This window comes from Peribacillus sp. NPDC096540 (genome assembly GCF_050278525.1).
Lineage (GTDB): Bacteria > Bacillota > Bacilli > Bacillales > DSM-1321 > Peribacillus.
Map to the genome: position 1 here is coordinate 78,862 of NZ_JBNNTG010000004.1, position 23,364 is coordinate 102,225.

Here is a 23,364-nt window from a genome sequence, read left to right on the forward strand (position 1 = left end):
AGGGCGGTATGTACAATGGTGAACGCAAAAGAAAGTATCGCAGTTATTGGTGCAGGGAGCTGGGGAACTGCTTTAGCGATGGTATTAGCTGATAATCAGCATGAAGTAAGGTTATGGGGTCATAATCCGAAACAAATTGATGAAATAAATCAAGCTCATACTAATAAAAAATATTTGCCGGGAATTGAACTTCCATTAGGAATTAAGGGATATTCTTCAATCGAGCAGGCTTTAGTTGGAATTGAAATAATTATATTGGCTGTGCCGACGAAAGCCTATCGTGAAGTGCTTGGTCAGATTGAGGCAGCTCATGATAAGCCTTTAACAATTGTTCATGTAAGTAAAGGTATTGAGCCTGATTCGCTACTTCGTATTTCAGAAATGATTGAAGAAGTATCTTCAACAGATTGGCTTAAAGATATTGTGGTCCTTTCTGGGCCAAGTCATGCTGAAGAAGTCAGTTTACGTCATCCAACAACTGTTGCCGTTTCTTCAAAAAATATGAATGCGGCAGAAAAGGTTCAGGACATCTTTATCAATCATAATTTCCGTGTGTATACAAACCCAGATTTGATTGGTGTCGAAATCGGAGGAGCTTTAAAGAATATAATTGCTTTAGCTGCCGGTATTACGGACGGGTTAGGCTATGGGGATAATGCGAAGGCTGCCTTAATTACACGGGGATTGGCTGAAATCTCCCGTCTAGGTGTAGCCATGGGCGCTAATCCACTCACTTTTTCAGGATTAGCGGGTATTGGTGACTTAATTGTAACTTGTACAAGCGTACACTCCCGTAATTGGAGAGCAGGAAATATGCTTGGAAAAGGACAAAAGCTTGAAGAAGTTTTAGAAAACATGGGGATGGTTGTTGAAGGTGTAAGAACAACTAAAGCTGCCTATCAACTAGCTCAAAAGTACGAGGTGAATATGCCGATTACAGAAGCCTTGTACGATGTCTTGTTTAATGGTGAAGAAGTGAAACAGGCAGTTGATCTCTTGATGAATCGTTCGAAAACGAATGAAATGGAAGAACTCTTTAACATTTTGGATAGCAGACAGCAGGATTAACCTCAAATCTGTAGTTTCAATAAAAGAATTTCATTAAAATGGGCATTCGAGGATGCGCCTTGCAATGTATCAGCATACAATGCAACGAAAGTAAACTAGTAATTTGACCTCGGCACGGGGGATTTAGTCAAATGGGCAGAAGATATCTTAATATCTTCTGCTTTTTTTTATGAATAAATCACAAAATCACGTACAATTTCGTTTATTACAAATTTTATTTTTATTTTAAATACTTATTTATTGTTTTTTTTATTTGATTTTTACAAATTATGAATAAATGAATAGATTATTCAAGTTTGCATGAAATTTCTACTAATTCCCTTATTATTTGCCTAATTTCGACTATTTTTTTTGGTATGAAAATTGCGTAGTGTAATATATTCAGAAATTTCGCAATAAGGAGGCCCTAAAAAACGTTGGTTAACTTTTAATCGTGAACACAGATAATTAGGAAGGGGAATGATAAATGCAAACAGGTCAACTCAACAGGTCTTTAAACTTATGGCATATTGTATTGCTCGGCGTTGGATATATGACCCCAATGGTTGTTTTTGATACATTTGGGATTGTTTCTGAAAAAACAGGGGGCCATGTACCGACAGCTTATGTTATTGCTCTATTAGCGATGCTCTTTACGGCTGCCAGTTACGGGAAAATGGTAAAAGTTTACCCACAGGCAGGTTCGTCCTATACTTACACCCAAAAAACGATTAATCCACATTTAGGCTTTCTTGTCGGTTGGTCATCGATGCTTGATTATTTATTTTTACCAATGGTGAATGCCGTATTAACAAAAATATATTTAACTGCTCTTTTTCCTGAAGTGTCTCCATGGATATGGGTGGTTGCTTTTGTTCTTTTAATGACGGTCATTAACTTATTCAATGTGAACTTTGCTGCCAACTTTAATAGCTTTCTTGTTTTTTTTCAAATGCTAGTCATTATCATTTTTGTCGTACTGGTTATTAAAGGAGTTATAGGTGGTGAGGGAGCAGGAGAGGTCTTCACGATTCAGCCATTCATTGGGCCACATATGGAAATGTCCACTCTCATAACAGGTGCAACGATTCTATGTTTCTCTTTCTTGGGATTTGATGCGGTCACTACGTTATCAGAAGAAACACCAAATCCATCCAAAACAATTCCGCGTGCCATTTTTTTAACTGCTTTTATTGGCGGAATTTTATTTGTGACAGCTGCCTTTTTTACACAGTTATTTTTCCCTGATGTTTCCCGTTTTGCTGACCCGGAAGCGGCATCACCTGAAATTGCCCTTTATGTTGGAGGAAAACTTTTTCAGGCGTTCTTTCTTGCAGGTACATTATCTGGTACCCTTGCTTCAGGTCTTGCATCACATGCTAGTGTTTCAAGGCTGCTATATGTTATGGGTCGAGACCAGATGATCCCGAAAAAACTTTTTGGATTTGTCCATCCTAAATATAAAACACCATTTTACAATGTCATCTTTGTTGGGGCTATATCACTGGTGGCATTATTCCTTGATTTAGTGACAGCTGCTTCCCTGATTAATTTTGGGGCTTTAATTGCTTTCACTTTCGTAAATATTTGTGTAATCATCCATGCAATTAGAAATAAAAGCTATCGTTCAGTTAAAGGATTTCTAAGTAATATCTTATCCCCGGTAATAGGGGCAGCATCAGTGTTCATTCTCTGGCTTAATCTTGAAATGAGTTCACTGATTCTAGGGGTTATTTGGGCGGTAATCGGTATTGGTTATCTTCTTTATCGGACGAAATGGTTTACCTATTCTCCTCCTCAATTTCAATTTGAAGAAGCTCAAAAAATCTAAAAAAACCAGTACAAGAAAGGTGTCATATATCTGATAAAGATGTCGTTAACGCTCATACCTGTTGTTCTATTTGGTTTTTCGTTTAGGACGTTAGCAAGAGTGTTTAGCACATTTGCTCAGTATTTAAACCTTTCAGTAGTGAAGCGGATCATAACAATACTAATGAAAAATCTAAAAAGAGCATGAAAATTAGAAAGGAAAAATGTGTACAACTCAGCTTAAAACAAATTGGAGATGCATTAGCGTTCTATGTAAAAAGGGTCCTATAGAGGGCCCTTTTTTATGTTTAAAAATTCAGTTATATTGAAGATGAGTTCAGGAGGAACTGTTTATTTTTTATCTAGCAATTCAGAAATATGTTAAAATAAAGGCTAGTGACAAAAGGAGAGTGAAACTGTGCTATCCATACCGGATGATAAAATTAGACCATTCATAACTATCACAATTGACCAACCTACATTTTCAGCTCAAAAAGTTTATGAGATACAGGAACCTTTCTTTTTTCTGATGAAGGAACAGCAAGTGTTTGCCTATATCCGCATGGAAGACCTCCCGTTAAACGATAGAACATTAACAGTCGAACAGCTTGTGCAGTATGCCTTTTCAATTGATAATGTCTGTAAGTTGCCTCCGAACATCTCTCTGCCGCTTCTTTATCAAATTATCGGTGAACCTATCGTATTGATAAAAACGGACGAAGGCATGCTTTCCGGCTATGTTAAAAGAGAAGATGTGTTAGCTGAATTATTCAAGCAGGACAGCAAACAAAATTTAGATCTGTTAAAAGTTATTTTGACATCCATTCCTATGGGGATCTTTGTAGCTGATAAAGACAGAAATATTGTTAACTTTAATGAATCAGGCTTGAAAATGATAAAGAAGCCTTCAGAACAAGTACTTAATCAACCTGCTGAGACAATCTTTAATAAGCAGCATATACATAGTGTGTTTACCAGTGGAGGCAGTATCCTCAATCAGCTGGAAATTACGGATATAATGAGTGTGCTTGTCGATTATAGCCCAATTCTAAACCATACAAAAGAAGTGGAAGGTCTTATTATCATCGTTCAGGACTTACCAATGGTTGAGGAAATGGCTATGGAAATAGAGTTGATAAAAAGTTCGAATAAGGATTTAAATGCCATTTTAGCAAATATCTACGATGAAATTCTAGTCGTTAATCAAAAAGGGGAACTGCTGCGCTACAGTGATAGCATCATTTCTGGATTCTGGGGTATGGATTTAAAGGATTATATTGGGAAAAACCTCTTGCAAATAGAGGATGAAGGGATATTTAACCCTTCGGTCACCCGGTTAGTTCTTGAGCAAAAGAAGAAAGTATCGATAGTCCAAGATACGAAAATGAAAAAGAAAGTCCTTTCCGTAGGAACCCCTGTGTTCAATGAAAAAGGAGACATTGAGCGAATTGTCATTGCATCAAGGGATATTACAGAAACAACTCAGTTAAAATCAGAGTTAAATGAAATGAGAAAAGAACTTGACTCGTTCAAAAAACAAGATCAATTTTACAAAGAGTTGATTTTCGCCAGTCCTAAAATGGAGCAGATTATTAGTCAAGTGAAGAAAATTGCCCATTTTTCATCTACCGTGTTAATCAATGGAGAGTCTGGGGTGGGTAAAGAAGTGATTGCCGAGGCAATCCATAAAATGGGTAGACGCTCCAAACAACCTTTCTTGAAAATAAATTGCGGAGCGATACCGGAAAATTTACTCGAAAGTGAATTGTTTGGTTATACGAAGGGATCATTTACCGGCGCAGATAAAAATGGAAAGGTAGGATACTTTCAACAGGCGAATAATGGCGTTTTATTCCTCGATGAAGTTGGAGATATGCCTATACACCTGCAAGTGAAATTGCTTCGTGTTTTACAGGAACAGGAAGTGATTCCGATTGGTAGCACTACACCTATACCCATTGATGTTCAAATTGTTGCTGCCACGAATAAGAGACTGGAAAAAATGGTCGAGATGGGGACATTTAGAGAAGATTTGTTCTATCGGTTAAACGTCATTCCCATTCATGTTCCGCCTTTAAGGGAAAGGCCGGAGGATATACCGCCGCTAGCTTTTCATTTTCTACAAAAGCTAAATGAGCGGTATCACCGGAATTACCATTTTTCTCCTGATGCTCTAAATATTCTGGAGGTCTATTCATGGCCGGGTAACATTCGTGAATTGCAAAACATGATTGAAAGATTGGTTGTCTCAGCGGATGAAGAAATGATTGATGCCGACTTTATCCAGAAGTTCCTTACGGTTGGCAGCGACTTCAAACAGACAAAACCAATCATAACGAGAATTCTTCCTCTTCAAGAGGCACAGGATTATGTGGAAGAGCAATTGATCATGCTTGCAATGAAACAATATAAAACTACGACGAAAGCGGCAAAAGCGCTAGGGATCAGCCAATCGTCAGTGAGCAGAAAGTATCAAAAAATCTTAGCAGAGCAAAATAAGAGAAGCGAAAAAAATGTATTATTTTGAATGAAAGCTGTTGACAAGTGTTTAACTTGTACAACGGCTTTTTTTTTATGTAGTAATTGGAAAGCTTCTCGAAGGACTTCTAAAAAGGGATGTATGCATCAGAAAATAAGCTATGCATATTTGCATAGTTTTTATAGATTTTTAAAAGAAAAATAGCTATATCCTCAATGAAACATGTTGGCATGGTTCTTGCTTGTATATATGTATAAGCAAAAAGGGAGGTAAACAGTAAAGTTTTATCAGAGCTATCTTAATTAACCTACCACTACAGATTACAAAAAAGGAGTTTTTTATATGTCAATTAATGTAGAAAATAAAACAAATCAAGTGAGCCAATTAGAAACACAGGATTATATTAAAAAAGTGCTTCAATTAATCGAACAAAAAGAAATTTCAAAAGAAGATGCTCAATGGGTAACGAAAGAAACTGTTGAAAATTTCCGTAATCATGTAAACCCAGGTTTTTTAGAATATCGGAAAACGGTAACGAAAGATACACAATTCGCAGCAGTAGAATGGTCTGACCAGGATTCCTGTTTTACAGATGTTAATGGAAAAAAATACATTGACTGTTTAGGCGGCTTTGGTATCTATAATGTTGGCCACCGTAACCCCAAAGTTGTAAAAGCCGTTACTGATCAATTGCAAAGACAAGCACTTCACAGCCAGGACTTACTAGATCCATTACGGGCAATGCTTGCTAAGATTCTTGCTGATATTACACCGGGAGATTTAAAATACTCCTTCTTTACGAACAGCGGTACTGAAAGTGTAGAAGCTGCGTTGAAATTGGCTAAAATGTACAGTGACCGATTCACGATTATTTCGACGACAAAATCATTTCACGGAAAAAGTCTTGGTTCTCTTTCGGCTACTGCAAAGGGCATGTTCCGTAAACCGTTCCTACCACTGATTCCAGGCGTACGTCATGTACCTTTCGGTGATATCGATATGATGAGGAAAACGTTTGAAAGTAGTGCACTAGTCGGTGAAGATGTTGCTGCTGTATTGTTGGAACCTATCCAAGGAGAGGGAGGAGTCATTCTGCCTCCACAAGGTTATTTGAAGCAAGTTCGAGAATTGTGTGATGAGTATGATGCGTTATTAATTTTGGATGAAGTGCAAACGGGAATGGGGCGTACAGGCAAAATGTTTGCCTCTGAGCTTTATGATGTTGTTCCAGACATTATTTGTTTAGCTAAAGCATTTGGTGGTGGAGTGATGCCAGCTGGGGCTGTTGTAGCCAATGAGAAAGTGTTTAAAAGCTGGTTCGAAAATCCGTTCATGCACACAACCACGTTCGGAGGAAACCCACTTGCCTGTGCTGCAGCCATTGCTACAATCGATGTGCTCTTGGAAGAAAAATTACCGGAGCGTGCCGCAGAAGTAGGTGAATACTTCCTTAATGGATTAAGAGAGGTAGCTAACGAGCATAAAGATAAGGTTTTGGAGATCCGTGGTCAAGGTTTAATGATTGGCATTGAGTTCCATAAAGACGAAGTAGGTTATGAATTCTCAAAAGCTCTCTTCGATAAAGGTATTTTGGTAGCGGGTACGCTTATAAACTCTAAAACAATCCGGATTGAGCCGTCATTGACAATCCACTTGGATGAAGTTGATACAGTTATCAAAGCGTTTAAAGATGTGTTGCCAGCACTAAAATCTTAATTTTAATTCAACAAAAAAAGCAGCCGAAGGGCTGCTTCAGACTGTAGACAAACTCGATGAAAATCGAGTTTGTCTACAGTTTTTTTGAGGGTTTTAAAAATTCGAACGTTGATTGGAACGTAGGGAACTCGCTTTCCGCGGGCGGTCCGGGAGCCTCCTCGGCGCCTTTGCGCCTGTGGGGTCTCCCTTGGACGCGCTTTTCCCGCAGGAGTCTCGCACCTTCCGTTCCAATCAACTTTGTTTTAACAATTAGATATAACCGCTTTTGCCTACAGTCTTTTTTGTTTTAATCGAGTAATTTGCAAGAAGTGGCAGCTTTTTATCGGACTAAATGCAAGCTAAAGGTAGTGAAATTGAAAATTAATATTTATCAATTGAATGGACAAGCAATTTATTACACAGTTTGGACAATGATTTAATTCCTTTAACGTAATTTGGTATGTTATAATAATTTCTGGAAAAAGGAGTGATTATGATATGACACCTGCTCTGCAAAAAATGTGGATATCCTTTATAGCTATGGGCTTTATGGTTATCTCTATATTTCTTATTTACTTAAGCCGCTATAAATTAAAAGGTTTTTGGAAAGGCTTAACAGCAATTATTGCATACATACTTATGATTCTAGCCGGCTTGATCATCCTTATCGTTGTTCTTAGCGGGCCAACCACTTGATAGGTGAGGAGAAATGATGAGAAATTTTTTCAAAATATTATGTTTATTATGTATCTCGGGGTTATTGACTGGATGTTTGTATCCTCAGAAGCAAAAAGTGCAAAATCAACTGCCTTATAAAGAGCAAATTCAATCTGTCCAAAGCGCAGTTGATCAATTTCAGAAAGATGAAGGCGGCATTTTACCAATTGTTACAAAAGAGGCTGAAACACCAATTTACCAAAAATACGTGATTAAGTTTTCAAAGATTTCACCCAAATATATGGCAGAACCGCCTGACAGTGCCTATGAATCAGGAGGAGTTTTTCAATATATCCTTGTTAATGTTGAAGATGATCCGACGGTAAAGCTTTTGGATGTCAGGATGGCTCAAAAAATTCAGGATATTTCCTTGAGATTGAAAGCTTATCAGCAAAGTAACGGATATCCCCCATTCAAGGAAAGGTTAGCGGATAATGTCTTTACTCTGGATTATGCAAAAATGGGTCTTAAGGAAGCCCCTACGGTCACGAGTCCATTTTCACAAAAAGACTTATATTTGGTGGTTGACGGTGAAGGCAATATTTTTGTTGACTATACACCTGATTTATATGATGTATTGCAGGGGCATGACGGAGATATTAATCCTGGTGATGATATACGTGAACTCCTTGTACAAAGTTCAGAGTTTGTTCCTGCCTATTCACTGCCATATACAATTGATAAAAAAACAAATAATCCAAAATTTCTTTCAAAATAGTCATAACCCTTCTTCTACAAAATATATTGTAGGGGAAGGGTTATTTCTTTATTTTTATTTCATCTTACTTTTAAAATAACAACCCTTATATAAAATTTCTGGTGGAGGAAGGGATTAAACCAGGGAAATAATTGGAATAAATTTTTAGGACAACATCATAGATATATAGTGTCCTAAATAAAAGTAAATGGATAAACGAAATCCCAAAACTCTAATTCGGGAGGGGATACCTTGGAAAAGGTAGATATTTTCAAAGATATAGCTGAGCGGACCGGTGGCGACATTTATTTAGGTGTGGTCGGTGCCGTCAGAACTGGGAAATCCACATTTATTAAGAAATTCATGGAGCTTGTTGTTATTCCGAATATACCGTCAGAAGCTGACCGTGCCAGGGCACAGGATGAATTGCCTCAAAGTGCCGCTGGAAAAACGATTATGACGACAGAACCTAAATTCGTACCGAATCAGGCAGCGTCAATTCAGGTAGCGGAAGGGCTTGAAGTGAACATTCGTTTAGTCGATTGTGTGGGTTATACAATACCTGGGGCTAAAGGGTATGAAGACGAAAATGGTCCCCGTATGATTCATACTCCATGGTATGAGGAGCCGATCCCGTTTAATGAAGCAGCTGAAATCGGCACACGAAAGGTAATCCAGGATCATTCCACTCTAGGAGTAGTAGTTACTACGGATGGATCAATTGGAGAAATTCCACGCAGTGATTATTTAGAGGCGGAAGAGAGGGTTGTTGAAGAATTGAAGGAGGTTGGCAAACCATTTATTATGATTGTCAATTCCGTTCAGCCCCATCACCCAAATACAGTCGCACTAAAGGAGTCTTTACAGGAAAAGTATGATATACCTGTATTGGCCATGAGTGTTGAAGGGATGCGGGAATCAGATGTATATAGCGTCTTGCGTGAGGCCCTATATGAATTTCCTGTTCTTGAAGTCAATGTGAATCTTCCGAGCTGGGTAATGGTTTTGCGGGAGGATCATTGGTTAAGGGAAAGCTATCAGGAAGCTGTTAAAGAGACCGTGAAGGACATTAAACGCCTAAGAGATGTCGACCGTGTAGTCGGTCATTTCAATGAATTCGAGTTTATCGACCGTGCTGCTCTTGCAGGTATTGAGATGGGTCAGGGTGTGGCTGAAATCGACCTTTACGCACCAGATGAACTCTATGATGATATTTTAAAAGAAATTGTCGGTGTGGAGATACGGGGGAAGGATCATCTCTTATCTCTGATGCAGGACTTTGCCTATGCCAAGGCCGAATATGATCAGGTTGCAGATGCATTAAAAATGGTTAAACAAACGGGTTATGGCGTCGCAGCCCCTTCTCTTAATGATATGAGTCTAGATGAGCCGGAAATTATCCGTCAGGGAGCCAGGTTCGGGGTAAGGCTCAAAGCTGTAGCCCCTTCAATTCATATGATCAAAGTCGATGTTGAATCGGAGTTCTCACCAATCATTGGAACGGAAAAGCAGAGTGAAGAATTGGTTCGATATTTAATGCAAGATTTCGAAGACAATCCACTTTCCATTTGGAATTCTGATATTTTCGGCCGAAGCCTGAGTTCTTACGTAAGAGAAGGCATTCAGGTGAAATTAGCGATGATGCCGGATAATGCACGTTACAAATTGAAAGAGACGCTGGAAAGGATTATTAATGAGGGCAGTGGGGGATTGATTGCTATCATATTATAAAAAGGTTAAAAGCTGGACCAACTCCTTCATCGGATTGGTCTTTTTAGAATTTAATAAGAATAAAAAAATGGGTGATACCTTTTTGGCTTAACATTAGGTCGTACTGGCTTCTATGTTGCCAAAGTAAGAGAGGGAACAATTATTTTCCTGAAAAATTTCTCTTGATGGGAGTTTCTTTCTTGAAAATCTGGATGTTTTTCCGGTATAATCTCTAAAAGCCCTATGGCTATGCGATTTTCAGTAATATAACAAGTTTAATTTCTATAAAAAAGGGAAATGATGAATAGCGAAAGACAAAATTTATAATATATACAATTATTTATGAAAGAATTCCCATTATTTTTTGAATTCCCTTGCTAAGCTAATAGGATTTGTGATAATCTACATACAGAAAACGCGTTATATCAGCGATTTCAACCTGTTTTAAAATTTCTAGGTGCATTTTTTGGGAAATTATTTCAGCTGGGTTAACCCTGATTATCAGGGAACGGAAATTTTTGACCGAAACTAATATCAAATCACTATTATAGTGTTGTAATAATGATTTTTTATAAAATCCTTTTGGGAGGAGGTGAATGGCATGAACAAAACAGAATTGATTAATGAAGTTGTTACAGCAACTGAAATTTCTAAGAAAGACGCTACAAAAGCTGTTGATGCTGTTTTTGATACAATCTTAGAAGCTCTAAAAAACGGTGATAAAGTCCAATTAATTGGTTTCGGTAACTTTGAAGTTCGTGAACGTGCGGCTCGTAAAGGTCGTAACCCGCAAACTGGTGACGAAATCGAAATTGCAGCTAGCAAAGTGCCAGCTTTCAAACCTGGTAAAGCACTGAAAGATGCAGTGAAGTAACTCTACCATTACATACGGGTGCTTAACCGGAAAAGGGCCGCGTGCAAACGCGGCCCTTTTTTTGCTTCTTAATTTCTATCTGTGATAATATAAAAGACAGTGAATACTTTAGATAAGGTGATTTTGATAAATTTATTCAAAAGGATCTATCATTATGAAAAAAGCAAATCCGACAAAGCTAATTTCGAGTTCACTATAAGCTAATACATAGCAGTTAGGCATAGGTTTGCTTTAAAAATAGGAAATATGAATGTCAGGGTGAAACGCCATGCATTTTTTTCTGAATACATATTATTTATTTATTAGGAGGTAAGTTTAAATGGCTAATGTTGACCATGCCAAAATTGAAGAAGCGGTGAAAATGCTTCTTGAGGCTGTTGGGGAAGACCCTACTAGAGAAGGACTGCTTGATACCCCTGGCCGTGTAGCAAGAATGTATGAAGAAATTTTTTCCGGACTTACTCAGGATCCAAAAGAATATTTCGAAACTGTTTTTGGAGAAGACCATGAGGAACTTGTCCTTGTAAAAGATATCCCGTTTTACTCCGTCTGTGAACATCATTTAGTGCCTTTTTACGGAAAAGCTCATGTAGCATATATCCCGAAAAATGGGAAAGTTACAGGCTTAAGCAAGTTAGCCCGAGCTGTAGAGGCAGTTTCAAAGCGTCCACAACTCCAAGAGCGCATCACCTCAACAGTAGCGGACTCCATAATGGAAAAGCTTGAACCTCATGGTGTCATGGTGGTAGTAGAGGCTGAACATATGTGTATGACAATGAGAGGTGTCAAAAAACCCGGATCTAAAACAGTGACTTCAGCTGTAAGAGGAACGTTTGCTAAGGATCATCGTACAAGAGCTGAAGTACTGGCATTCATTAAAGACTAAGGATATGGGGGGGGAGAAAATGAATGAAAAAAAGATCTTGAATGATTTTGTGGTAATTAAAGCCATTGAGGATAGTGTAAATGTCATCGGTTTAACTAGAGGAACGGATACTAAGTTTCATCACTCTGAAAAACTCGATTCAGGGGAAGTGATGATTGCACAATTCACAGAGCACACTTCTGCGATTAAAATCAGAGGGAATGCAAAGATTTATACTCCATTCGGTGAGATTGAAAGTGATTCGAAAAAGAATCCTTATGACAAGTAAAATCTTGTCCCTAATTGGTTATGTTTTAAATCAATCATCTGATATCACGTTTTAACAAGCTGTAAATTTCCCGCATCCATTTTTTTGAATGAACATAAGACGATGGTTTCCTTATTTATGGAAGTTTCATTTTATAAACGTTGTCCATTTCATCTGATTGTTTTTATGGTATAATAATGTGTATTTTACACAGACAGAAACCAATATGTATGAAAAAAAATTATCTTTCGGGGATGCAAGGGTGATCTCAATTGTTAAACATAACGAACGACTTAATTCAATTAAAACAATTAATAGAAACCAAAGCTCAACATCCATATTTATTGAAATATATTCAAAAGCCAAGCTTAGACGACGATAAACTGTTATTGCTTTGGGGATTGTTTAACGATGTGGACGTTTTAAGCGAAGAACGGAATCAATACATTATTTCAACTATGTTAGTGCAAATAGCTCTTGATACCCATGAAATAGTGTCAAACTCGGGCGAAGGAATAGAGTTGCCTGAGGAATTGAAAAATCGGCAATTACAAGTTCTTGCTGGTGATTATTATAGCGGCTTATACTATCAAGGGCTTGCCGGTGTAGGTAATGTTGAGATGATTCGTATACTATCAAGCGCCATTAAAAAAATAAATGATCATAAAATCATTCTTTATCAACAACGGTCCATTAAGGATGTACCAACGCTTATAACGACAATTAAAGCGATTGAGGCTTCGCTGATTTTTAAATTGGCTGATTATTATAATCAGCCTGCCTGGATTGACATCTCAGAAGACCTGCTTCTTTTGAATCGGCTGCAAGCTGAGATGAGAAACTATCTAACGTCTGGTCAATCGGTAGTTTTTGATGTCTTAAGAGACATATCTTTTGATGATTCGAATAGTAATGATGCTTCAGAAAAGGAAGCACAGATACGGAATCAATTCGAAAAGTGTCTGAGGGATGCCAGGCAATCTGTAAAGCTTTCGATGCAGAAGCTAGTAACTAAGAATGACTATTTACTTCAAAGAGTAAATGTAATTTTGAAACAAACTGAGAGTGAAGTAATTTCATACGTGAAAGAAGGGTGAGTCATGGAGCAGTCTAAAGAGCAAAAAGTTCATCATGTTTTTGAAAAGATTTACGGTAATTATGACAAGATGAATTCCCTCATCAGCTTTAAGCAGCATCTTAAATGGCGGAAGGCTACAATGGCTATAATGAATGTCCCAAAAGGCGCCCATGCACTTGATGTATGCTGTGGAACAGCGGACTGGACCATTGCCCTTGCTAATGAAGTAGGACCTGAAGGAAAGGTTGTTGGCCTAGATTTTAGTAAAAACATGCTAAAAATTGGCGAACAAAAGGTGAAAGAACTCAATTTAGATCAAGTTTCCCTTTTGCACGGGAATGCGATGGAACTTCCTTTTGAGGATAATAGCTTTGATTATGTCACAATCGGATTCGGGTTGCGGAATGTTCCTGATTACATGAAAGTGCTCAAAGAATTAAACCGTGTTGTCAAACCGGGTGGAATGGTCGTTTGCCTCGATACCTCACAGCCAACAATGCTTGGGTTTAAACAGGGCTATTATTTTTATTTTCGTTTCATAATGCCCGTGTTTGGCAAATTATTCGCTAAAAGTTATAACGAATATTCATGGCTGCAGGAATCGGCGCGTGATTTTCCGGGCATGAAAAAGCTTGAAAGCATGTTTAAACAGGCAGGAATGGAAAATGTCAGTTACAAGGCCCATTTCGGCGGTGTTGCAGCAACACATTTCGGGTACAAGCCTTCAAATTAAGCATAATAGCAATGGACAAAGCTGGGTGAAATGTATGAAATTTAAAATGATGTATTCCTTTTTGAATACAGATTTGCAATTAATAGAAAAAAAACTAGAAGCTGCAATTGAAGCCGATTCCACTGTTTTAAGGGAAGCTTCACTGCATTTACTGCAATCCGGCGGAAAACGAATTCGTCCGGTATTCGTCCTTTTGGGTGCGAAGTTTGGCGATTATGATATTCATGTCGTGAAGCATGTTGCAGCAACATTGGAACTAATCCATACTGCTTCTCTCGTACACGATGATGTTGTTGATGATGCGGACTTACGCAGGGGATCTGCAACTATAAAATCAAAGTGGGATAATCGTGTCGCCATGTATACAGGCGACTTCATTTTTGCACGGGCACTAGAAATGATGGCAGTAATTGAGTCGCCGCTTGCGCATCAAATTCTCGCGGATACTATGGTTGAACTATGTCTCGGAGAAATTGAGCAAATTAAAGATAAATACAATTTCAATCAAAATTGGCGGATTTATTTCCGAAGAATCAAACGAAAAACAGCATTACTCATTGCTTCTAGCTGCCAGTTGGGAGCTATTTCGGCGGGCGTTGATGAGAAAATTCATCAAAAGCTATTTAAATTTGGTTATTATGTCGGGATGTCTTATCAAATTACTGATGATATCTTAGATTTTACGGCTTCGGAAGAGGAACTTGGGAAACCGGCCGGAAGCGATTTGATTCAAGGAAACATTACTTTACCAGTATTGATTGCGATGGAAGATCCAAAGTTGAAAACGCTTATCGAAACAGTTCGGGAAGATACGTCTAAAGACGAAATGACCCATATTATTAATGCTATAAAATCTTCAGGCGCCATTGAGCAAGCTGCTAGAATCAGTGACATGTATTTAGAAAAAGCTTTTTCCGAGTTGAAAGGTCTTCCTGCTATAAAGGCGAGGAAAACATTATCTGATATAGCGAAAAATATCGGAAAAAGAAAGTTTTAGGACTTGGAGTTGCGAAACTCATCAAACAATGGTAATATTCTAAAAGGATTGCCTTATATAGGCAAATAACAATGATACATATTAGGAGTGACAATTATGGAAAGAACATTTTTAATGGTAAAGCCTGACGGCGTTCAACGTAATTTAATCGGTGAAATCGTTTCCCGCTTTGAAAAGAAAGGCTTCCTTCTAGCAGGAGCGAAATTAATGGTTATCTCTCAGGAATTAGCTGAGCAACATTATGGTGAGCACAAAGAACGTCCTTTCTTTGGCGAATTAGTGGACTTCATCACTTCAGGTCCTGTCTTCGCAATGGTTTGGGAAGGTGAAAATGTAATCGCAACTGCACGTCAAATGATGGGTGCTACTAATCCTAAAGATGCAGCAGCAGCTACAATTCGTGGGGACTTTGCAGTAACTGTAGGCAAAAACATCATTCACGGATCAGATTCAGCTGAAAGTGCTGTTCGTGAAATTGGCTTATTCTTCAAAGAAGAAGAACTTGTTGAATATTCTAAACTTGTTAACGAGTGGGTTTATTAATAGTTAGTTAATAAATTTCAAAAAAGCGGGTCTGTCGTCCTTGTGCGATAGAACCTGCTTTTTTTTTGAATCTTTGACTATTTTACCTGTCACAAGTCGTAAAGAGCCGTTTTTTAAAGAATAATTAGCCCTCTCCGATATATAAAGAGAAGAACTACTTTTACAAAGGGAGTCGTAGGGATGCCTCAAGAATATGAAGAGTTTATTCGAAAAATCAAAATGTTGACAGGAATTGATTTGTCATTATATAAGGAAGGGCAAATGAAACGGCGCCTCACTTCACTTTATGAAAAAAGAGGTTATCACTCATTTCGTGAATATTATAAAGACATTCAAACAAGTCCCAACGTTTTAAATGAATTTTTAGACAGAATGACAATTAATGTTTCGGAGTTTTATCGAAACGCGAAAAGATGGGAAGTATTGGAGAAAAAAATTCTTCCCTCTTTATTAGAAAACAAAAAAAGGTTGAAAATATGGAGCGCTGCCTGTTCAACTGGTGAAGAACCATACACAATTGCAATGATTTTATCCAATCTTGTTCCCTTTAGCCAGATAGAGATGCTAGCGACGGATTTAGATGAGAATGTATTAGCACGTGCGAAAATGGGAGTTTACCCTGAGCGTTCTTTGAACGAAGTACCTGCCGAAATAAAAAAGAAATACTTTATAAAAGAAGAGGATTTTTATCGGGTCGATGATGAAATTAAGCGGAGTGTCACATTTAAGAAACATAATCTTCTTGCAGATCGATTTGATCAAGAATTTGACTTAGTCGTATGCAGAAATGTATTAATTTACTTCACTGAAGATGCCAAAAGTCTTTTATATGAAAAATTCAGCGCGTCATTGAAAAGTGAGGGAGTGTTTTTTGTAGGAAGTACAGAGCAAATATTTAATCCCGGAAAATATGAGTTTGAAACGATTGACACATTTTTTTATAAAAAAAGCAAATAGTAAGAACAAGGGACTGATAATGCATTCAGTCCTTTTTGATTTGCTAATTAAAAAACAGAGTCTTGATATGAGAGATTAAACTATATCGAAAATGTTGGAGAACATGTAAAATAAAAAGAAAAGTGTGTATATTCAAACAACAAATAAGGTTTTAAAGTTGTATACCCACATTTCATAAAATTGTGGTATATTGATACATATACACTTTAAAGTGCTAAAAGGGGGCTGGAAGATGAGATATTTAACAGCGGGAGAATCACATGGTCCGCAACTGACTACTATTATTGAGGGATTACCGGCAGGAATGCCGATTACGAATGAGGATATTAATGAAGAATTAGGACGCCGGCAAAAAGGGCATGGGCGTGGACGAAGAATGCAGATTGAGAAAGATCAGGCTTTTATATCTTCGGGAATAAGACATGGCTACACACTAGGTTCACCGGTTGCTTTAGTTGTTGAGAATGATGACTGGAAACATTGGACTAAGATCATGGGAAGTGAAGGGCTTTCAGAGGAAGAAGCTGAAGAAATCAAGCGTAAAATTACTCGTCCTCGTCCTGGTCATGCAGATTTGAACGGCGGTATTAAATATGGGCATCGTGATTTAAGAAACGTATTGGAACGTTCTTCAGCCCGTGAAACGACTGTAAGGGTTGCTGCAGGTGCAGTTGCTAAAAAGTTATTGTCGTTATTGGGGATTGAAGTGGCATCACACGTATTGGAAATTGGTGGAATAAAGGCTGAACCACCACAATATGAAACAATTCAGCAATTACAGCAGGTGACCGAAGAATCTTCTGTTAGATGTTTTGATAAAAACGTAGAGCAGCAGATGAAAGATGCAATTGATGAAGCGAAGCAAAAAGGGGATTCGATTGGCGGCATCGTTGAAGTCATTGTAGAAGGAATGCCAGTGGGCGTAGGAAGTTATGTTCATTATGACCGTAAACTAGATGCTAAGCTTGCAGCAGCAATTATGAGTATTAATGCGTTTAAAGGGGTAGAAATAGGTCTTGGATTTGAAGCGGCCCATCGTTTTGGAAGTGATGTTCATGATGAAATTGCTTGGGACAAAGAAAATGGTTATTACCGTAAAACCAATCGCCTTGGCGGTTTTGAAGGCGGTATGACAACTGGAATGCCGATTATTGTTCGTGGCGTTATGAAGCCAATTCCTACTTTATATAAGCCGTTGAAAAGTGTTGATATTGATACAAAGGAAGTATTTGAAGCAAGTGTGGAACGTTCCGATAGCTGTGCAGTTCCTGCTGCTGCTGTTGTTGCCGAGGCTGTAGTGGCTTGGGAACTTGCAGCTGCGATTGTTGATCAATTCCCTTCAGATCGTTATGAGCAATTGGCAGAATACATAAACTCTTATCGGGAAGAAGTAAAGGAGTTTTAAGCTATGGAATCCATGCAAATAAAAACGGCTTCCAAGCAATATCCAGTTTTAATTGGCAAACAGGCGATTAACGAGCTGCCTGATTTTATTACACATGAATTAAATCAACTAAATAAGATTTTGATTATAACCGATGAGAAAGTAGCTGAACTTCATTTACAAACTGTGAAAAAAGCTCTGATTAAGACGGGAAAACAGGTCCTGCATTATGTTGTACCGGAAGGGGAGCATGCTAAAACGTTCGAAGTGTTTTATGAATGCCAAAGCTATTGCTTATCTCAACAACTTAATCGCAAGTCATTGATTATCGCCCTTGGTGGTGGTGCAGTCGGTGATCTGGCTGGATTTGTTGCGGCTACCTTTATGAGAGGGATTCCATTTATCCAGGTTCCGACGACTCTGCTCGCCCATGATAGTGCTGTGGGCGGCAAAGTTGCCATCAATCACCCTCTTGGAAAAAATATGATTGGGGCCTTTCATCAGCCTGAAGCAGTCATTTATGACCTTGAATTTTTACAGACTCTCCCACTTCAAGAATTACGGTCGGGTTTTGCTGAAGTCATTAAACATTCCTTGATAGCTGATAAAGAGTTTTATCGGTGGTTAAAGTCGAATATTGTTGATTTGAATAATATAACGGATGAGCAATTTTTAACAATGATTACAAAAGGCATTGGCATAAAAGCGTCCATTGTCGAAGAAGATGAAAAAGAAATGGGGATTCGTGCTTTTTTAAATTTCGGTCATACACTTGGACATGCTGTTGAAGGCTCTATGGGATATGGAAATTTTACGCATGGTGAATCCATTTTAATCGGGATGGTATATGCTCTTAAATTAAGCAGTAAAGAACAGGGTCTAGATTTTAAACTTGACGAGTTTATTAATTGGGTTTCCTCTTTAGGTTATCAAACAACCATTCCTTTACAACTAGAAAAAGAAACCTTACTTAATTTAATGAAAACAGACAAAAAATCAATCAATGAAGGTGCTACCTTTGTCTTGCTTAAACAATTGGGGTCACCAATATTAATGGATATAGCCGACTCTGTGCTTATAGAGGAAATGATTGAAATGAAATAAAAAACAGGAAATGGGGGAACTGTGTGTGATAAGAGGAATAAGGGGCGCAACAACAGTAGAGAAGGACACAGAAATAGAAGTAATTGCTGCTGTTGAGCAGTTGATGGCAGAAATCATTCGGGTCAACGAGATTGATCCTGATATGGTTGCCTCTGTATTTTTTTCTGCAACGGATGAGATACGCTCTGTCTTTCCAGCCAAAGCCCTACGTAAATTCGAGGGTTGGACATATGTGCCAGTAACGTGCATGCAAGAAATACCAGTAAGCAACTCCCTTCCATCTTGTATACGGGTAATGATTCATGTAAATACAACAAAATCTCAAAAAGAGATACAACATGTTTATCAAGCCGGAGCTGTCGTATTGCGGCCGGATTTGACAAATAAAATATAAGATATGAAGTTATGAAAAATATGCTATACTATTCTCACACTTTCTCACTTTAAAGTGATAAAAATATAGAGGTGAATGACATGAAATGGAATGATGCGGTCCTTTCCTTGAAGTCTTATCAACCTGGGAAATCAACCGATGAAGTAAAAAAAATGTACGGTCTTGAAAAAATCACGAAATTAGCTTCAAATGAAAATCCTTTTGGTTGTTCTGAAAAGGTCAAAGAAAGCGTTAAGAACTCAACCCATTCTTTTGCTATCTATCCGGATGGATATGCAACATTGCTTAGAGAAGCTGTTGCAAAGCATACAGGTGTAAAAGAAACACAGCTTATTTTCGGAAATGGGTCTGATGAGAACATTCAAATCATTTCTAGAAGCCTATTGGGAGCTGGTAAGAACACCGTCATGGCAACAGGTACTTTTTCACAGTATCGCCATAATGCTACACTCGAAGGAGCGGAAATCAGAGAAGTTTCTCATATTGACGGAGCACATGATTTAGAAGGTATGCTAAAAGCGATAGATGAGAACACGGCTGTTGTCTGGGTTTGTACACCTAATAATCCAACAGGAAAATACATTCCGGAACAGGATTTATTAACATTCATTGAAAAGGTCCCGAATGATGTTCTTGTCGTATTGGATGAAGCTTATTGTGAATATGCAGTGGCTGAGGATTACCCGAAAACAAATCAATGGATCAATAAATATAAGAATTTGATTTTACTTCGCACCTTTTCAAAAATTTACGGTCTTGCCAGCTTTAGGGTCGGGTACGGATTGGCAGATGATGATATTATTCAGAAGCTCGACCCATCCCGAGAACCATTCAATGTCAATACTTTCGCACAAAAGATTGCTATTGTTGCTCTGGAAGATCAAGCTTTCATTGAAAAGTGTAATACTGAGAACCAAAAAGGACTCAAACAATATTATGAGTTTTGCAGTAAGGAAAATCTAGCTTATTACCCATCACAAGGTAATTTTATTTTCATACATTTCAAACAGGATGCGGATGTAGTATTTCAATATTTGCTAGAGCGTGGATACATTGCAAGGTCTGGAAAATCGTTCGGTTTCCCGAACAGTCTGCGTGTAACGATTGGTTCAACAGAAGAAAATGAAGGAATGATTAATGCTATCAAATCTTTCTTAAATGAAGATGCTACTTCTTCTAATTCGCTTCTTTAATCGTTTCAGCAAGTATATAGGAGCAAAAAGAAGCGGAGGAGAGAAGAGTGAAGGGAAAGGTTTTTGTAATAGGTCTAGGTCTAATTGGTGGATCTTTGGCCATGGCTGTACGCCATGCACATCCTGAAGCTGTGATTGTTGGATTTGATCTAAGCGAAAAGAATATTCAACTATCAAGGCTGCTGGGAATCATTGATGATTCAGTATCTTCTCTTGAAGCAGGAGCGTGTGATGCTGACTTAATTCTGCTTGCAGTTCCCGTAAATGAAACCGTCCAGATTTTAGCAAAATTAGCTGAATTGGATTTGAAGAGAGATGTCCTCATTTCTGATGCGGGTAGTACAAAGGAGAAAGTCGTAAAAGCGGCAAGACCATTGATAGATAAAGGTGTGGCTTTCATCGGTGGTCACCCTATGGCTGGGTCTCATAAAAGCGGGGCAGGGGCCGCCAAACTGCATTTATTTGAGAATGCGTTTTATTTACTTACTCCAGAAGAAACTGTCGAAGAAGGTAAAATTGAGCAGTTAAAAGAATGGTTAATTGGCACTAGAGCGAACTTTTTGGTAGTAACTCCTGGTACCCACGATAGACTGACAGGTGTAATCAGCCATTTTCCACATATTGTCGCTTCCGGTTTGGTTAAACAGGCAGAGACATATAGTAAGGAAAATGAGCTGATTTCTAGACTTGCAGCCGGAGGGTTCCGAGACATTACGAGAATTGCCTCAAGCAGTCCAGAAATGTGGCGTGACATATTGCTACATAATCGTGAGGTGTTACTCGTATTAATGAATGATTGGCTGAAGGAAATGGAGAATGTCAAAGAGCTTGTAATAAATGAAGATAGTGAAGAAATTCTGCGTTTCTTTAAGGATGCAAAGACTTTTAGAGATGATTTGCCAACCCATGCGAAAGGCGCCATTCCTGCCTTTTATGATTTGTATATTGATGTACCGGATTATGCTGGCGTAATTTCTGAAATTACCGGATATTTAGCTCAAGAAGGAATCAGTTTAACAAACATAAGAATTATTGAAACTAGGGAAGAAATATACGGTGTTCTAGTTATTAGCTTCCAAACGGATGTAGACCGTATTAAAGCATCGGAATGTATTTCAAGACATACAGAATATGAAACAATTCTCGCATAATAAAATAATAGTCGAAGGATGATTGTATGAATACAAAAAGTTTAAAAACGAACATTCAATCATTACGTGGTGCGATTGCTGTACCAGGAGATAAGTCCATCTCCCATCGTTCGATTATGTTCGGAGCCCTTGCCGAGGGTGAAACGACAGTTACTAATTTTCTGCCTGGAGCAGATTGTTTAAGTACTATTTCCTGTTTTAAACAGCTTGGAGTAAACATTGAACAAGATGGGCAGCAGGTCCGTATTGAAGGCAAAGGTTTTAATGGTTTGACGGAACCACGTGAAGTACTTGATGTCGGAAATTCTGGTACTACGATCAGATTAATGATGGGCATTTTGGCTGGCCAGGATTTTTCGGCTGTGTTGGTAGGTGACGAATCAATAGCTAAACGCCCGATGACCCGAGTAGTGAATCCTCTCAGTCAGATGGGAGCACACATTGATGGCCGTAAAGGAGCCGAATACACTCCGCTTTTCATAAGGGGTGGCAAATTACAAGGGTTTAGCTATAAATTGCCTGTGGCAAGCGCACAAGTCAAATCAGCTTTACTCCTTGCTGGCTTGCAGGCAGAAGGGGAGACAATCATTGTCGAACCGGAAGAGACTCGTGATCATACGGAACGAATGATAAATCAGTTTGGCGGAAAAATCGAAAAAGACGGTCAAACGATAAAAGTAAAAGGCAATCAAGTGTTCAAAGGAACCAATATTCATGTACCGGGAGATATTTCTTCGGCAGCGTTCTTTATGGTGGCTGCTGCGATTACAGAAAATAGTGAAATTGTTCTGAAGAATGTGGGCCTTAATTCGACAAGAACAGGTATTATTGAAGTTATGGAAGCGATGGGGGCAGATATAACGGTCGAGAAGAAATCGAGCGAAGGTGAGCCGGCAGGCGATATTACTGTCAGAAGCTCTCGCTTAAAAGGAACAACAATCAGCGGTGATTTAATTCCGCGCCTAATCGATGAGATACCGGTTATTGCACTTTTGGCCACCCAGGCGGAAGGAATAACAACAATCAAGGACGCAGCAGAGCTTAAAGTGAAAGAGACCAATCGAATTGATACGGTAGCCAATGAACTCTCCATCCTTGGAGCGGATATAACGCCGACTGTTGATGGTTTAATTATCAATGGACGTAAAGTACTAAATGGTGGCACGGTTACAAGCCATGGAGACCACCGTATTGGGATGATGCTGGCTGTAGCGGCATTGATCACAGATGGTAAAGTAGAACTTGAGGATCCGGATGCAATTGATGTTTCATATCCACAATTTTTTGAGCATTTGACTCATTTAATACAGTAAAGATTATAAGAAGTTTGCAGACCTTATTAGAGTCTGCAGACTTTTTTATATTTTTTTTTCGTAGATTAATCCCTTGGAATCGTTGAAAGCGCTATCATTATAGTCTTTTTTCAAATAATGACTCCTTAGAATAATAAAAAAGGTGATTATCACCAAAAAGGAGATTTACCTTTGTATGGAGAATTAACTATTAACCTTTTTTTAATGAGAATGGGGGGAGAATTTCATCAATGGAATACAGGGCTGCAGTATGGTAAACTAATGAATACTGTTTTTACTATGCACCTCACGATTAGATACAACATTTTGTACTTTATGGAAGAGAATATAAGACTATCGCGTGAGAGTGTTTGTCT

Annotated in this window: 21 protein-coding genes; all 21 read left to right on the top strand. The window is 38.4% G+C overall.

Annotation, left to right across the window (positions count from 1 at the left end; translation table 11 throughout):
* The first annotated feature begins 15 nt into the window (after positions 1-15).
* Positions 16-1,068, top strand: a complete 1,053-nt coding sequence (locus ACQKMR_RS05745) for an NAD(P)H-dependent glycerol-3-phosphate dehydrogenase (RefSeq protein WP_427696424.1) — start codon at positions 16-18, stop codon at positions 1,066-1,068.
* A 466-nt stretch (positions 1,069-1,534) separates the two neighbouring features.
* Positions 1,535-2,878, top strand: coding sequence for an APC family permease (locus ACQKMR_RS05750; RefSeq protein WP_427696425.1), 1,344 nt, complete (start codon positions 1,535-1,537; stop codon positions 2,876-2,878).
* A 396-nt stretch (positions 2,879-3,274) separates the two neighbouring features.
* Positions 3,275-5,383, top strand: a complete 2,109-nt coding sequence (locus ACQKMR_RS05755; RefSeq protein WP_427696426.1) for a sigma 54-interacting transcriptional regulator — start codon at positions 3,275-3,277, stop codon at positions 5,381-5,383.
* A gap of 294 nt (positions 5,384-5,677) precedes the next feature.
* The gene (locus ACQKMR_RS05760) at positions 5,678-7,051 is read left to right on the top strand and encodes a putrescine aminotransferase (RefSeq protein ID WP_427696427.1); all 1,374 of its coding nucleotides are present in this window, start codon (positions 5,678-5,680) and stop codon (positions 7,049-7,051) included.
* Positions 7,052-7,528: 477 nt separating this feature from the next.
* A complete protein-coding gene (locus ACQKMR_RS05765; protein WP_427696428.1) occupies positions 7,529-7,726 on the top strand; it encodes a DUF2768 domain-containing protein in 198 nt (65 codons plus the stop codon).
* A gap of 16 nt (positions 7,727-7,742) precedes the next feature.
* Entirely contained in the window at positions 7,743-8,465 is a 723-nt protein-coding gene (locus ACQKMR_RS05770) for a hypothetical protein (protein ID WP_427696429.1), read from the top strand.
* Between the two features lie 231 nt (positions 8,466-8,696).
* The gene (gene spoIVA / locus ACQKMR_RS05775) at positions 8,697-10,175 is read left to right on the top strand and encodes a stage IV sporulation protein A (protein ID WP_053346784.1); all 1,479 of its coding nucleotides are present in this window, start codon (positions 8,697-8,699) and stop codon (positions 10,173-10,175) included.
* A gap of 580 nt (positions 10,176-10,755) precedes the next feature.
* On the top strand, positions 10,756-11,028 hold the full coding sequence (locus ACQKMR_RS05780; RefSeq protein ID WP_034308023.1) for an HU family DNA-binding protein: 273 nt from the start codon (positions 10,756-10,758) through the stop codon (positions 11,026-11,028).
* Positions 11,029-11,347: 319 nt separating this feature from the next.
* Positions 11,348-11,914: a GTP cyclohydrolase I FolE gene (gene folE / locus ACQKMR_RS05785; protein WP_427696430.1), complete on the top strand. Its 567-nt coding sequence runs from the start codon at positions 11,348-11,350 to the stop codon at positions 11,912-11,914.
* A 19-nt stretch (positions 11,915-11,933) separates the two neighbouring features.
* Positions 11,934-12,182, top strand: a complete 249-nt coding sequence (mtrB, locus tag ACQKMR_RS05790) for a trp RNA-binding attenuation protein MtrB (RefSeq protein WP_427696431.1) — start codon at positions 11,934-11,936, stop codon at positions 12,180-12,182.
* A gap of 251 nt (positions 12,183-12,433) precedes the next feature.
* Entirely contained in the window at positions 12,434-13,258 is an 825-nt protein-coding gene (locus ACQKMR_RS05795) for a heptaprenyl diphosphate synthase component 1 (RefSeq protein ID WP_427696432.1), read from the top strand.
* 3 nt (positions 13,259-13,261) lie between these two features.
* Positions 13,262-13,972 (top strand): demethylmenaquinone methyltransferase, encoded by a 711-nt coding sequence (locus ACQKMR_RS05800; RefSeq protein WP_427696433.1) that lies wholly within the window; start codon positions 13,262-13,264, stop codon positions 13,970-13,972.
* Between the two features lie 34 nt (positions 13,973-14,006).
* Positions 14,007-14,969 (top strand): heptaprenyl diphosphate synthase component II, encoded by a 963-nt coding sequence (gene hepT, locus ACQKMR_RS05805; protein WP_427696434.1) that lies wholly within the window; start codon positions 14,007-14,009, stop codon positions 14,967-14,969.
* A 96-nt stretch (positions 14,970-15,065) separates the two neighbouring features.
* The gene (gene ndk / locus ACQKMR_RS05810; RefSeq protein ID WP_034308008.1) at positions 15,066-15,512 is read left to right on the top strand and encodes a nucleoside-diphosphate kinase; all 447 of its coding nucleotides are present in this window, start codon (positions 15,066-15,068) and stop codon (positions 15,510-15,512) included.
* A 180-nt stretch (positions 15,513-15,692) separates the two neighbouring features.
* Positions 15,693-16,469 carry a CheR family methyltransferase gene (locus ACQKMR_RS05815; RefSeq protein WP_427696435.1) on the top strand — a complete coding sequence of 259 codons (777 nt, stop codon included), beginning with the start codon at positions 15,693-15,695 and terminating at the stop codon, positions 16,467-16,469.
* A 232-nt stretch (positions 16,470-16,701) separates the two neighbouring features.
* On the top strand, positions 16,702-17,874 hold the full coding sequence (gene aroC, locus ACQKMR_RS05820; RefSeq protein ID WP_427696436.1) for a chorismate synthase: 1,173 nt from the start codon (positions 16,702-16,704) through the stop codon (positions 17,872-17,874).
* Between the two features lie 3 nt (positions 17,875-17,877).
* Complete coding sequence (gene aroB, locus ACQKMR_RS05825) at positions 17,878-18,957, top strand: 3-dehydroquinate synthase (RefSeq protein ID WP_427696437.1); 1,080 nt, start codon at positions 17,878-17,880, stop codon at positions 18,955-18,957.
* A 25-nt stretch (positions 18,958-18,982) separates the two neighbouring features.
* Positions 18,983-19,351: a chorismate mutase gene (gene aroH, locus ACQKMR_RS05830; protein WP_427696438.1), complete on the top strand. Its 369-nt coding sequence runs from the start codon at positions 18,983-18,985 to the stop codon at positions 19,349-19,351.
* Positions 19,352-19,431: 80 nt separating this feature from the next.
* Positions 19,432-20,544 (top strand): histidinol-phosphate transaminase, encoded by a 1,113-nt coding sequence (gene hisC / locus ACQKMR_RS05835; RefSeq protein WP_427696439.1) that lies wholly within the window; start codon positions 19,432-19,434, stop codon positions 20,542-20,544.
* Positions 20,545-20,591: 47 nt separating this feature from the next.
* The gene (locus ACQKMR_RS05840; protein WP_427696440.1) at positions 20,592-21,695 is read left to right on the top strand and encodes a prephenate dehydrogenase; all 1,104 of its coding nucleotides are present in this window, start codon (positions 20,592-20,594) and stop codon (positions 21,693-21,695) included.
* 26 nt (positions 21,696-21,721) lie between these two features.
* Positions 21,722-23,008: a 3-phosphoshikimate 1-carboxyvinyltransferase gene (aroA, locus tag ACQKMR_RS05845; protein ID WP_427696441.1), complete on the top strand. Its 1,287-nt coding sequence runs from the start codon at positions 21,722-21,724 to the stop codon at positions 23,006-23,008.
* The last annotated feature ends 356 nt before the right edge of the window (positions 23,009-23,364 follow it).

Excerpts from the sequence above, each read along its gene's own strand:
- mtrB (WP_427696431.1), top strand. The coding sequence starts at position 11,934 with ATGAATGAAAAAAAGATCTTGAATGATTTTGTGGTAATTAAAGCCATT.
- aroA (WP_427696441.1), top strand. The coding sequence starts at position 21,722 with ATGAATACAAAAAGTTTAAAAACGAACATTCAATCATTACGTGGTGCG.
- ACQKMR_RS05770 (WP_427696429.1), top strand. The coding sequence starts at position 7,743 with ATGAGAAATTTTTTCAAAATATTATGTTTATTATGTATCTCGGGGTTA.
- ACQKMR_RS05765 (WP_427696428.1), top strand. The coding sequence starts at position 7,529 with ATGACACCTGCTCTGCAAAAAATGTGGATATCCTTTATAGCTATGGGC.
- ndk (WP_034308008.1), top strand. The coding sequence starts at position 15,066 with ATGGAAAGAACATTTTTAATGGTAAAGCCTGACGGCGTTCAACGTAAT.
- ACQKMR_RS05750 (WP_427696425.1), top strand. The coding sequence starts at position 1,535 with ATGCAAACAGGTCAACTCAACAGGTCTTTAAACTTATGGCATATTGTA.
- ACQKMR_RS05780 (WP_034308023.1), top strand. The coding sequence starts at position 10,756 with ATGAACAAAACAGAATTGATTAATGAAGTTGTTACAGCAACTGAAATT.
- ACQKMR_RS05815 (WP_427696435.1), top strand. The coding sequence starts at position 15,693 with ATGCCTCAAGAATATGAAGAGTTTATTCGAAAAATCAAAATGTTGACA.
- hisC (WP_427696439.1), top strand. The coding sequence starts at position 19,432 with ATGAAATGGAATGATGCGGTCCTTTCCTTGAAGTCTTATCAACCTGGG.
- hepT (WP_427696434.1), top strand. The coding sequence starts at position 14,007 with ATGAAATTTAAAATGATGTATTCCTTTTTGAATACAGATTTGCAATTA.
- ACQKMR_RS05760 (WP_427696427.1), top strand. The coding sequence starts at position 5,678 with ATGTCAATTAATGTAGAAAATAAAACAAATCAAGTGAGCCAATTAGAA.
- aroC (WP_427696436.1), top strand. The coding sequence starts at position 16,702 with ATGAGATATTTAACAGCGGGAGAATCACATGGTCCGCAACTGACTACT.
- aroB (WP_427696437.1), top strand. The coding sequence starts at position 17,878 with ATGGAATCCATGCAAATAAAAACGGCTTCCAAGCAATATCCAGTTTTA.
- ACQKMR_RS05745 (WP_427696424.1), top strand. The coding sequence starts at position 16 with ATGGTGAACGCAAAAGAAAGTATCGCAGTTATTGGTGCAGGGAGCTGG.
- folE (WP_427696430.1), top strand. The coding sequence starts at position 11,348 with ATGGCTAATGTTGACCATGCCAAAATTGAAGAAGCGGTGAAAATGCTT.
- ACQKMR_RS05800 (WP_427696433.1), top strand. The coding sequence starts at position 13,262 with ATGGAGCAGTCTAAAGAGCAAAAAGTTCATCATGTTTTTGAAAAGATT.